The organism is Enterobacteriaceae bacterium ESL0689, assembly GCA_029433525.1.
In the GTDB taxonomy this organism is placed as follows: Bacteria; Pseudomonadota; Gammaproteobacteria; order Enterobacterales; family Enterobacteriaceae; genus JAQTIF01.
Genome location: JAQTIF010000001.1, coordinates 1,785,858 through 1,798,160 on the forward strand (window position 1 = coordinate 1,785,858; position 12,303 = coordinate 1,798,160).

Annotated in this window: 9 protein-coding genes and 2 pseudogenes; 6 read left to right on the plus strand and 5 right to left on the minus strand. The window is 53.9% G+C overall.

The window, feature by feature from the left end:
• Window positions 1–460: 460 nt before the first annotated feature.
• Genes modA through modC form a run of 3 tightly spaced genes read left to right on the plus strand, consistent with a single transcriptional unit; the run spans window position 461 to window position 2,983 of the window.
• Window positions 461–1,234: a molybdate ABC transporter substrate-binding protein gene (gene modA, locus PT300_08615; GenBank protein MDF7680646.1), complete on the plus strand. Its 774-nt coding sequence runs from the start codon at window positions 461–463 to the stop codon at window positions 1,232–1,234.
• Window positions 1,234–1,920 (plus strand): molybdate ABC transporter permease subunit, encoded by a 687-nt coding sequence (gene modB / locus PT300_08620; protein MDF7680647.1) that lies wholly within the window; start codon window positions 1,234–1,236, stop codon window positions 1,918–1,920. Before modA ends, modB begins: the two co-directional genes overlap by 1 nt.
• Before the next feature lie 4 nt (window positions 1,921–1,924).
• Window positions 1,925–2,983: a molybdenum ABC transporter ATP-binding protein ModC gene (gene modC / locus PT300_08625; protein MDF7680648.1), complete on the plus strand. Its 1,059-nt coding sequence runs from the start codon at window positions 1,925–1,927 to the stop codon at window positions 2,981–2,983.
• On the opposite strand, the gene PT300_08630 is transcribed toward modC, so the two are convergent.
• Window positions 2,969–3,802, minus strand: a complete 834-nt coding sequence (locus tag PT300_08630) for a pyridoxal phosphatase (protein MDF7680649.1) — start codon at window positions 3,800–3,802, stop codon at window positions 2,969–2,971. The genes modC and PT300_08630 overlap by 15 nt on opposite strands.
• Window positions 3,803–3,937: 135 nt before the next feature.
• On the opposite strand from PT300_08630, the gene pgl reads away from it, so the two are divergent.
• Complete coding sequence (pgl, locus tag PT300_08635; GenBank protein ID MDF7680650.1) at window positions 3,938–4,933, plus strand: 6-phosphogluconolactonase; 996 nt, start codon at window positions 3,938–3,940, stop codon at window positions 4,931–4,933.
• Between the two features lie 208 nt (window positions 4,934–5,141).
• A pseudogene (locus PT300_08640) lies at window positions 5,142–7,187 on the plus strand (DUF6531 domain-containing protein).
• Here the strand turns inward: PT300_08640 and PT300_08645 are convergent.
• Window positions 7,187–8,274: pseudogene (locus tag PT300_08645) on the minus strand (transposase). The pseudogenes PT300_08640 and PT300_08645 sit on opposite strands and share 1 nt — an antisense overlap.
• Before the next feature lie 297 nt (window positions 8,275–8,571).
• On the opposite strand from PT300_08645, the gene PT300_08650 reads away from it, so the two are divergent.
• Entirely contained in the window at window positions 8,572–10,581 is a 2,010-nt protein-coding gene (locus PT300_08650; GenBank protein MDF7680651.1) for a GNAT family N-acetyltransferase, read from the plus strand.
• A 12-nt stretch (window positions 10,582–10,593) separates the two neighbouring features.
• Here PT300_08650 and PT300_08655 read toward each other — a convergent pair whose 3' ends face one another.
• From PT300_08655 to PT300_08665, 3 genes are read right to left on the minus strand one after another with little or no spacing between them, the layout of a single operon-like run.
• Window positions 10,594–10,791, minus strand: a complete 198-nt coding sequence (locus PT300_08655) for a YpfN family protein (protein ID MDF7680652.1) — start codon at window positions 10,789–10,791, stop codon at window positions 10,594–10,596.
• A gap of 25 nt (window positions 10,792–10,816) precedes the next feature.
• Window positions 10,817–11,944 carry a succinyl-diaminopimelate desuccinylase gene (gene dapE / locus PT300_08660; protein ID MDF7680653.1) on the minus strand — a complete coding sequence of 376 codons (1,128 nt, stop codon included), beginning with the start codon at window positions 11,942–11,944 and terminating at the stop codon, window positions 10,817–10,819.
• Between the two features lie 2 nt (window positions 11,945–11,946).
• Entirely contained in the window at window positions 11,947–12,303 is a 357-nt protein-coding gene (locus PT300_08665) for an ArsC family reductase (GenBank protein MDF7680654.1), read from the minus strand.

Sequence of the window (12,303 nt, forward strand, 5' to 3'; positions counted from 1 at the left end):
CTGCCATCCCCAGCCTGAGCCGATAACCGATTGCAGACACACAGGGAAACCCTGTGTGTTTTTGCTGTGGTTAACGAAAACGTAGCGCAGCGATACCCTCTGGTCGTTGTTTCCTGATTCACCGTCTGACTTATTAGCTGATTTTACTGGCTATTTCAACCGCCATAACACCTCCCAAAGCCGCCGCTGGGGGCATTCATTAACGGCTCAGCATCCGCATGATAACAAAGCGCTGAGCGCTCCCGATGCCGGAATCGATAAATATGAATAAACTTAAGTCGTTACCTGATAACATGAACATTTATTTTACTAATTATGTTCATTTGCTGTCAGGTGAGATTTGTTGTTATATTCCTCTCGTTTTTGATGTTCCTCTGCATCTATCCCCTTATTGATATTGGGAAAAATTTTGTTGTATCGTTATGTTGTTTCGTAAATAACGCACCTACAGGAGTTACCTATGACATATCAATGGTCACGTTTACTGACAGCAACGGTATTAACATTCACCCTGGCAAGCCCGGTACGGGCAGAAGAGGGGAAAATTATGGTATTTGCTGCGGCATCATTAACAAATGCGTTACAGGAGATCGCCAAAGAGTATAAAAAAGAAACTAATGTTGATGTTGTCTCCTCTTTTGCCTCCTCTTCGACTCTCGCCCGCCAAATTACCGCTGGCGCACCGGCGGATTTATTTATCTCGGCCGATCAGAAATGGATGGACTATACGGTCGATAAAAAAGTTATCGATACCTCTACACGTGAAACCTTACTGGGCAATCGCCTTGTGGTGGTCGCGCCGAAAGAGAGTGAACAGGGTGAAATCACGATTAACAACCACACCAACTGGCTCAGTTTGTTAAAAGGGGGACGCCTGGCGGTAGGTAACCCCGAACATGTTCCGGTCGGGATCTATGCCGAACAGGCACTGAAAAAACTGGGGGCATGGGATACGTTAACCTCCAGACTGGCACCAGCGGAAGATGTGCGTAGCGCACTGGCGCTGGTTGAACGTCGTGAAACGCCCTTAGGCATTGTTTACGGCTCTGATGCCGTGGCCAGTAAAAAAGTAAAAGTTGTCGGGGTTTTTCCGGATGACACGCACCAACAAGTGGAGTATCCGCTGGCGATTATTGATGGACATAAAAATGCGACGGTGACAGCGTTCTATGACTATCTGAAAGGACCGCAAGCTGCCACTATCTTTAAACAATATGGATTTACCACACGCTAATGTTTTTAAGTGATCCCGAATGGCAGGCGGTACTGCTGAGTCTGAAAGTTTCTTCCCTTGCGGTAGTGTTAAACCTGCCCTTTGGCATCGTTGTCTCATGGTTGCTGGTACGACGCCAGTTCCCGGGTAAAGCACTGCTCGATAGTCTTATCCACTTACCGCTGGTATTACCGCCCGTGGTGGTGGGATATCTGCTTTTAGTTGTTATGGGGCAGCATGGTGTTATCGGCAGCGCGTTGTATCGCTGGTTTGGCCTGAGCTTCGCCTTTAGCTGGCGTGGCGCGGTACTGGCGGCGGCAGTGATGTCATTCCCGCTGATGGTACGCGCCATTCGTCTGGCGCTGGAAGAGGTCGATATCAAGCTGGAACAGGCGGCTCGCACGCTGGGAGCTGGACGCTGGCGGGTGTTTTTTACCATCACATTGCCGCTGATGTTACCGGGTATTATTGTCGGTGTGGTGCTGGCTTTTGCCCGGTCATTGGGTGAATTTGGTGCGACAATTACGTTTGTCTCCAATATCCCTGGCGAAACACGCACTATTCCGTCAGCCATGTATACGCTGATCCAAACTGTAGATGGTGAAAACGCGGCAGCGCGTTTATGCCTGATCTCGATTGCTCTGGCGCTGTTGTCACTGCTGATCTCGGAATGGCTGGTGCGTCTTAGCCGGGCACGGCGGGGGTAATAACATGCTGGAGCTCAATTTCACTCAGCCGCTGGGCAACTATAACATGTCTATTGATGTGACGTTACCTGGCCGTGGTATCACTGCCATATTTGGTATCTCGGGTGCCGGAAAAACTTCGCTCATCAATGTGATTAGTGGCCTGACCCGTCCCCATACCGGGCGGATTGTTCTTAATGATCGGGTGCTCAATGATGTGGCGAAACATATCTGTCTGCCACCGGAAAAGCGGCATATCGGTTATGTTTTTCAGGATGCGCGTCTGTTTCCCCATTACAGCGTTCGCGGTAACTTACAGTACGGCATGGCGAAAGGCATGGTCGATCAATTTGATAAACTGGTTACCCTGCTGGGGATAGAACCCTTACTGGGACGCTTTCCGGGGAACTTGTCCGGAGGAGAAAAACAGCGGGTGGCAATCGGCCGGGCCATATTAACTGCACCGGAACTGCTACTGATGGATGAGCCGTTGGCCTCACTTGATATTCCACGCAAACGAGAACTTATTCCTTATCTGCAGCGATTAGCACGGGAAATTCGTATCCCGATGTTATATGTCAGCCACTCGCTGGATGAAATTCAGCATCTGGCGGATGACATCCTGGTGCTGGAAGCAGGGAAAGTCAAAGCCTATGGCAATCTGGAGCAAGTCTGGGCAAGCAGCGTGATGCATCCCTGGCTACCGCAAGAGCAACAAAGCACCATCCTCAATGCGACGGTTATCGCCCAGCATCCACACTATGCGATGACGGCGCTAGCACTGGGTGAACAACCGTTATGGGTCAATTACCTTGATCGGCTACCGGGTGAAACAGTGCGTATTCGGATACCATCGTCTGATGTATCGCTGATGCTGCAACAACCTCAGCATACCAGTGTGCGTAATATTCTGGCTGCGCAGGTCATTGAAACCATCGAGGTGAAGGGGCAGGTTGAAGTTCAGCTGAATGTCAGTGGTCATATCCTGTGGGCGCGCATCAGTCCGTGGGCCAGAGATGAGCTGGCGATCACCGCTGGCCAGTGGTTGTATGCGCAGATTAAAAGCGTGTCAATTATCGCCTGATGACAACAGCGTTTGCTGAATAAAATCAGCGATGCTGTTACTGTTATTATCGCCAATCACGACATCGGCACGCGCTTTGACCGCCTCGACCGCATTGCCCATAGCGACACCGATACCGGCCGCTTCCAGCATACTAAGGTCATTGTGGTTATCGCCAAAGGCAACGACATCATCCATTGATAATCCCTGAGTGGCCAGCCACTGTGCCAGACGTCGCCCCTTGCTGTTACCGGCATGGGTGACGTCTATCTGATCGTACCATGACCACTCACAGGTCAGTCCGGGCAGGCGAGCAATCTGCTGAGAAAATTGTTGTAATCGCGTAATATCCTGATCAGCCAGAGCAAACTTCCATATTGACTGTACGGTGGGAATCGCTTGCGCCAGTGATTTCACCTGGGTAAAAACCGGGCGTTGTGCTACAGGAAACTGTTGTGCCCATTCGATAGTCGTGGTTATTTTGCTGGTGAGATGCTGGTAGAGTATCGCGTCGTCAACGTACATCAGCGCCTGAATATCACTACCGGCCAGCCAGTCAGTCAGGCAGCGCGCTTCCTCTATCGACACAGGATCGGCTTGTAGTACCTTTTTTTCCTGATAATCATAGAGATAAGTACCATTACAGCAAATGACAGGTGTCCCAGGCGCCAGTTCCTGATAAAAAGGATGAATCGCGATATGATGCCGCCCGGTGACGATAATCACCTGAAAACCGGCCGCTCTGGCACGAGACAGTGCCGTCAGTGAAGCAGGGAGGATAGTTTTATCGCTGGTCAGTAAGGTGCCGTCTAAATCAAGCGCAATAACACGTGAACGCATGAGAAGTACCCCCGGTTAATAAAATAACAAAGTCGTCTGACATTGATGGTACACCGCTGTCTCTCTGCAGCCAATAAAATTGCCTGCCGCTCAGAGGGATAAATGAAATCCATATGCAGTCGTAAGGAGCAGTGAATGAAACAAATCGTTTATACCGCCAGTCCGGAAAGTCGGCAAATCCATGTCTGGCGACTGGAGCAGAGCGGCAATCTGGTGCCTGTGCAGGTGGTTGATGTCCCCGGCCAGGTTCAGCCGATGGTGATCAGCGTCGATAAAGCGTATCTCTATGTCGGCGTGCGCCCTGAATTTCGCCTGCTGGCTTACCGTATCGCTGCCGATAGCGGCGCACTGACTCTGGCGGGCGAGGCAGCACTACCGGGTAGTCCGACCCATATTTCAACCGATCATCAGGGACGTTTTATCTTCAGTGCCTCTTATAATGCGGGCTGCGTCAGCGTCACCCCCTTGATGAATGGCCTGCCCACTGAGACAGTCGAAGTTGTCGAAGGAGTAGCGGGTTGCCATTCGGCGAACATCTCTCCGGATAATCGTACCTTGTGGGTACCCGCTTTGAAACAGGATCGGATCTGTTTATTTCATCTTCGTGACAATGGCACGCTGATAGCACAGGATCCTCCGGCTGTCACTACCGCCACGGGAGCAGGGCCACGGCATATGGTATTCCATCCCCGACAGCCCTATGCTTACTGCCTGAATGAATTAAATAGCACGGTGGATGTCTGGGCGCTACCCGGGGCTGATGGCAAAATGACCCTTGTCCAGACGCTGGATATGATGCCCGCAGATTTTAACGGCGTGCGTTGGGCAGCCGATATTCATCTGACCCCGGATGGTCGTCATCTTTATACCTGTGATCGCACAGCCAGCATCATCACGATTTTCACTGTATCGGCGGATGGCAGCGAATTGTCGCTGAGCGGTTATCAGCCGACAGAGACACAGCCACGTGGCTTCTGTATTGATGCCCGTGGTCGCTACCTGATCGCAGCCGGACAGAAATCACACCATATTGCTGTCTATGAGATTAGCGCTGAACAGGGCTTACTGCAGGAGAGAGGGCGTTACGCCGTCGGCCAGGGGCCGATGTGGGTAGTGATTAACGCCAGTTAACCCGCCAGGTGATGTCAACAGATAATGGGCCCCCGTTAAGCGGGGGCTGACGATAATAGGGTCATCGCCAACCATCCCTGTTATGCGTAAAAATAAATCACCATTATCACGCTTATTATTTAATCATATAGTAATGTACCTTCCTCTGTGGCAGACTCAGACCCTATGAATCAATCATCCACGCCTTACTTCAGCACAGGGAACGGTCATGCGCAAAGGCAACACCATCGGTAAACTGCAGTATGTGCCGCCGCCGCTCGGCACGGTCGATGGCGGCAGCGCTAATCCGCCAGTGAAGAACGACTGGTGGACCGAGCGGGGTGAGATGGTGCACAGCGGGCTCGATATCATCGGCGCGGTGCCGGTGGTGGGTATTCTCGCCGATGGTGTGAACGCGGTTATCTATACCGCTGAAGGGGAATATGACCAGGCGGCGCTGTCAGCCAGCTCGGCCGTGGTCAACTTTGTTCCCGGCGCGGGCGGCATATTTAAAGCTGGCAAAATGGCCGCCCGGATTAATAAGGCGCTCGGTAAAACCAGTGCGGTGAAAGCGGTGGAGAAAACCGCACTCCAGGCAGAAAAGACGGCGGTAAAAGCTGAAAGCCGGGCAGCCGGAAAAAGTGCCAGTCATACCCTCAGCGCCAAAAAAGCAGGCAGTGAAAAGGGCGGCAGCCATCAGAGTCGCAACAGCCGCAAGAGCGAGCCCTGCAAAATCCCGGCCGAGCCACTGTCGCCACTGACTGGCCACCCGGTTAACGCGATTCTGGGCATCAAGGTGTTGTATGGCGATGAGGATAACGACTTTGACTTTCCGGCCGCGATACCCCTGACATGGCAGCGTTACTACTTCTCGGATGAAATCAGCAACGGCTGGCTGGGTCAGGGCTGGTTTCTGCCACTGTCGCTGAGTGTGCGCCAGCAGGATGATATGCTGATATTCACTGACGAACAGGGCTGGGATATCCGCTTCCCCTGTCCGCCACCCGGCGAACTGCCGGTGATGAATCGTTATGAACAGCTGAAGGTCAGCCGACCTGAGGAAGACACGGTCTGCATCTCCGCCGCCGATGAATCCCGCCACTGGCACTTCAGCCATCAGCCCCGGCCAGGCCACTGGCTGCTGTCCGCAATCACTGACCGCAATGAAAACCGCCTGACCATTGACTACAACAGCCGCAATCAGCCAGAGCAGATAACCGACAGCGCCAGACGGCGCTTTTTGATTGAATTTTCCTCCCTGTCGCTGACCGGTGGTGGCACTGTTGAGCGCATCACCGGGGTTAGCGTCTGCCACCCCTCCGACCCGCTCAGTGCTGAAAAGCTGTGCCAGTATGACTACTCGCCGGAAGGTGACCTTATCGCGGTGCGCAATGGCCAGGGAGCAGTACTGCGCGAGTTTCGCTATCAGCAGCATATGCTGGTGGCCCACCGGCTGGCAGGCGAGCTGGCCTGTTTCTATGAGTATGATAAATACACCCCGCAGGGAAAGGTACTGCGTCATTACGACAGCCAGGGTGGCGAGTGGCGCTTCCGTTACGACACCTCCAGTACCACGGTCACCGATGCCCCGGGAAGAGTCACCCGCTATGAGTTCGATGATAACCATGAACTGCTGGCCCTGACCGATGCGTGCGGTGGCTGCACACGAATACAGCGCAGCGCCCGCGGCCAGATAATGCGCCTGACCGACCCGGCCGGACGGCTGACCCGCTGTTATTATGATGAACGCGGCAACCTGATGAAAATCATCGCCCCGGACGGTGAAACCACCGACTTCGACTGGCACCCGCGCTGGAACCTGCCGCGCAGTATTACTGACATGCACGGCAGCAGACAGGAGTTCACCTATGATGTTGTCGGTAATCTTATCCGCATGATGGACGAAGCGGGACGGATAACCGAATACAACCACGATGACCAGGGCAACCTGACCAGGATTTGCGATGCTGCTTCCGGTATTCAGCGTCTCACTTACAACAGTGCCGGGCTGGTCACCCGCCACACTGACTGCAGTGGTCGCACCACCACGTATGACTATGACCGTTATGGCTGGCTGAGGGAGCAGACTGACGCCGCAGGCAACCGCACACAGATGCTTCACCGTCAGGATGGCCTGCTGGTGAAAATCACTCACCCTGACGGCGGCACGGAAACCTTCAGTTATGACCGCTGGCAAAGGCTCACCGCCTGGCGCGACCCGCAGGGCCAGGTCACCCGGTGGCAGTATGCCGGCGATGGTCAGCCCCTGAGCCGCAGGACCAGCGGCTGTCGCCAGCAGCCTTCCCGCATCACACTGCGCTGCATCAGGGCGGCTGCCTGTTCACCGCTTTCTGTCTCATGCACTTCGTAACCCGTAATTTTTCGGCTGTACAGGTCGGTTATCAGATACAGATAATACCAGCGGCCACTCACCACAGAGGGCAGCCAGGTGATGTCCCATGTCCACACCTGGCAGGGACCTGTCGCCGTAAAGGTCGTCGGGGCGGCCACCTTCTGCCGCCGGGCCTGACGTCCCCGCCGGTGAACCTCGCCTGAACGACGCAGTATGCGGTAAAAGGTCGATTCACTCGCCAGATAAATGCCTTTGTCTGCCAGACGCGGCACGATTTGCGACGGCGGCAGACTGGCATATTCAGGCTGATGACATATCTCCCGTATCTGCTGCTCTTCCTTAGCGCTCAGGCGGTTAACCGGCACCGGCCTGACGGCTGTCAGACGGCCATCTTCATGATGCTTTTGCCAGCGCTGCCAGGTGCGAAGGCTCAGGTTCACTTCACGGCAGGCAACCCTGCGCCGGGCTCCTGCGGCGACGGCCTCATTAATCCACCGGATGAACAGCTGACGCTCATGTGCAGGCGTCAGTCGTCCCCGTCCGTTTCCCCGTAGTAATCCCTGAGCTTTTTTCGCAGTACCAGTATCGCTGCCGCCTCCGCCAGAGCTTTCTCCTTACGCACCAGCTCTCTCTTCAGCTGTTTAATCTCTTTCTGGCTCTGCTTCAGGGCCGCTTTATCTTCCGGTGCGGAAATCTGTAAAAAAGCCTGCTTCCACTGAATAATCTGTTCCGGATAAAGACCTTTTTTACGGCAGTATTCTGCCACTTCAGCCTCACTGAGTGTGGCGGTTTCGACTATCACGGCGAAGCGTGCTTCTGCTGACCACTGGTCGGTTGTTTTCTCTGCGCCGGGCACGGGCTTCCCCTCTGATTTGGCCTGATTACGCCAGTTACAGAGGGTAGCTTCGGATATTCCTTCCATTTGTGCAACGGTGGAAACCGACATGTTGTAGGGGGGCAATAATTTAGCCAGTATCGCTGCTTTACGTTCAGAGGAAATACGTTTCATTTGTCACTCCATGCCCTCAGACTGATTTTTCAGAGGGGGTGACAACTATCCTGACACTGAGGGGCCATTTCAGACATCAGACACTTCACCAACCTGTTAATGTAGCAACAGAAAACCGATGTTCCTCATCATCATTTTTAGCCAAAAACGCAATGCTATTTTTTCTCAATCCAGGCTGATAAACGCTGATCGCCATTGTTATTTCCAGTGGTAATTCCCTCGTTATCTGCCTACGATCTCCCGCTATATGAATCAGCCGGAGGGTCTGGATGGTGTTACAGGCAACGCACTGTGGAGATTGAACAAAAACTGTTGCGGCTGACAGCACAAATGGCGCAGGAAGGTATCCGCCGCCTGCTGGTGATCAGTGGCGATGATGACTGGTGTCTGGAACAGGCTCAGCGGTTGCGTGAGTGGCTGGCAGGGGACAGGTTGTGGGTTGGGACGCAGTCGGCTGTTGCGCCGCCTTCGATAGCACCCGATGCACTCAAATCGTTGCTGGGCCAGGAGTATCTTCATGCCTTCTTTGATGCCCGTTATGGCTTTGATGTTAGTGCACTGGCGGTATTGAGCGGCACCCTGCGGGCGGGAAGCTGGTTGATTCTGATGGTTCCTCCGTTGATGCGCTGGCCAACATTAGCCGATGCGGATTCTCTGCGCTGGAGTGATACACCGGAGCCGATAGCGACACCTCATTTTATTGATCATTTTTGCCAGCAGATCCTCACCGATAACAATGTTGTGATCTGGCAACAGGATAAGCCGTTGTATTTGCCCGATTTCACGCCGCGAGTGCGCTGGCGTCCGGCGGATGGATCACCACAACAGCAGCAGGCGGCGATCCTTCATCGTCTGACAGCGCTTCCGCCCGGTATCGCAGTAGTGACCGCTGAACGTGGGCGGGGAAAGTCTGCCCTGGCAGGGATGCTAATCCGTCAGCTCGCTGGCGATGCGATCGTGACCGCGCCTGCCCGGCGGGCAACAGCCGTGATGGCCGCTTTCGCTGGTGATGATTTTCACTTTATGGCACCGGATGCTTTACTGACCGCAGCGGTTCAGGCGAAGTGGCTGATTATCGATGAAGCGGCAGCGATCCCGCTGCCCGTGCTTCAGCAACTGGTTGCGCGTTTTCCACATACGTTATTAATGACCACGGTGCAGGGTTATGAAGGTACGGGACGAGGATTTTTGTTTAAGTTCTGCGCTCACTTTCCGCATCTGTTCTCATTCAGCCTGATCAGGCCGATCCGCTGGGCGGCGGGGTGTCCTCTCGAAGCCCGGATTAATCAGTTACTGTTATTGACCGATGAAACGTTTAGTCAGTCACCGACAGGTGCCGTCACTCTGACCACCATCAACCCGCAACAGAGGGCGCAGCATCGTGAGCAAATGGTGGCGATGTATCAACTGCTCTCTGGCGCCCACTATCGTACATCGCCCGTGGATTTGCGGCGGATGATGGATGCGCCGGGACAGTCTTTTATCTGTGCAGAGAGTCACTCGCGAATGGCGGGCGCATTATGGTTGGTGGCCGAGGGTGGGTTGTCAGCGCGACTCAGTCAGGCGGTCTGGGCCGGGTTTCGTCGCCCGCGTGGTAATCTGGTGGCGCAGTCGCTGGCCGCTCATGGGGGAGATCCTCTGGCGGCAACGTTAACGGGCAAACGGATCAGCCGCATCGCTGTCCATCCGACACGTCAGCGTCAGGGATTGGGGCGGGCGCTGGTGACTCAGGCCATCGCGCAGGATGCCGGCTGTGATTATTTTTCAGTCAGTTTTGGTTATACCGCCGATCTCTGGCATTTCTGGCAGCGCTGCGGCTTTACGCTGGTACGTTTAGGGACGCATCGTGAGGCAAGCAGTGGTTGTTACAGTGCGATAGCGTTATATCCGGTGACAGCAGCAGGTCATGAGTTGACCCGGCAGCAGTCACAACGCCTGATGCGTGATGAATACTGGCTGCGTGAGTGGCGTGAGCTGTCGTTACCGCTGACCGTGGCAGCTGATCACACCTTGAGTGATCAAGACTGGCAGGAGGTGGCCGGATTTGCTTATGCCCATCGACCTTTGCTGACAACAATGGGCAGCCTCAACCGCCTGTTATTGCTGAGCCCTCTGCCGTTGCCCGCTTTACGCGCGCGTCTGCAACGGCAGAGTGAAGCAGAAATATGCACCCGGTTACAGCTGAACGGGAGAAAGGCCTTACTGACAGCCATGCGTTATGAAGCACAACAGGCATTATCCGCGCTGGATGCTGCACGTGCTGCCTTATTATGTCAGCAGATTATCTCGCTTGCTATCGGTAACTAAAAGGCGCTAAGTCTATTTCCGCGGCGTATCGTGTCGCTGATCGTCGTCGTCATCCCACTTATCGTTACAGTCACGATGAGGAGGAAGTTTCGGTTTATGGCGCAGAAATTTTTTATAATCAAGACGATTCAGATCCTTAATGGCATTGATAATAACACCGACTAAAAATAATGGTACAACAATCCATATGTGGTTTATCAGCCATTCCATCTTGTTTTCCTGTGTGCCGTGCCCGTCAGAGGAGCAATTGTTCGATGATACATTGATACATTCTTGCCAGTAGTTGCAGTTCAGCGGCGTTAACACACTCATTAATTTTATGAATGGTTTTATTGACTGGCCCCAGCTCAACCACCTGCGCACCCATGCGGGCGATAAAGCGACCATCAGAAGTGCCACCATTGGTGAGCAGCTGCGGTGTTATCTCATTATAGCGTTTCACCGCGTTGACCACCGCGTCCACCAGTTTGCCCCGCCGGGTGAGGAAAGGCTGACCGGACAGCCACCAGTCAATGCTGTAGTGCAGATGATACTTTTCCAGCAATGCCACGATGCGTGCCTTAATGATTTCGTCGGTTAATTCGCTGCTAAAGCGAAGATTAAACTGTACAGACAGTTCACCGGGGATAACGTTATTGCTGCCCGTACCCGCCTGGATATTGGCAATTTGCAAACTGGTGGGGGGGAAAAATTCATTGCCTTTATCCCACTGGATGCTGACCAGCTCTGCCAGCATCGGTGCTGCGCGATGCACCGGATTGTCGGCCAGTTGCGGATACGCGACGTGTCCCTGTACGCCATGAATGATCAGATTGCCGGTTAATGATCCACGACGCCCGTTTTTGACAACATCGCCGACGGTTTCACTGCTTGAGGGTTCTCCCACCAGACAGTAATCCAGACGCTCATGACGCGCCATCAACGCGTCAACCACTTTTACCGTGCCATGTTGCCCACTGGCTTCTTCATCCGAAGTGATTAAAAAAGCCAGGCGGCCTTTATGCGTCGGGTAGCGGGCGACAAAACGTTCAGCGGCAACCACCATCGCCGCCAGCGATCCTTTCATATCTGCCGCTCCGCGACCAAACAACATGCCATCGCGAATGGTCGGCGCAAAGGGGGGATTGAGCCATTGCGTGGCATCACCGGTCGGCACCACATCGGTATGACCGGCGAAAGCGAGGGTTTCTCCCTCGCCACGCCAGGCCCAGAAGTTCCGGGTATCGCCCCAATTCATCTCTTCAACGGTAAAATCCATCGCACGCAGACGTTCGATCAGTAATGCCTGACAGCCTGCGTCATCGGGGCTGAGGGAAGGGCGGCGAATAAGCTGCTGAGCCAGCTCAATAACCGGGCAAGACATAACTATACCTCGTTAATCAGCGTGTTATAAGTGAGTTCATTAAAGCCCAACAGCATAGGCTGTCCTGGGATGCAGAGCAATGGGCGTTTGATGATCGCGGGCATTTCCAGCATTAAGGTCGCCGCAGCATCGGCATTATCGATACTGTCCCGCACGTGGGCATCCAGTTTGCGCCAGGTCGTCCCCCGGGTGTTGAGTAACGCCTGCCATCCCAGTTCGGCGATAAATGTATCTAATAATTCCCTGTCCAGACCATCAAGCCGGTAATCATGAAAGCGGTAGGCAATCTGATGAGCGTCCAGCCAGCGTCGCGCTTTCCTGATGGTATCGCAGTTTTTTATCCCGTAAAGTGTCAGCAT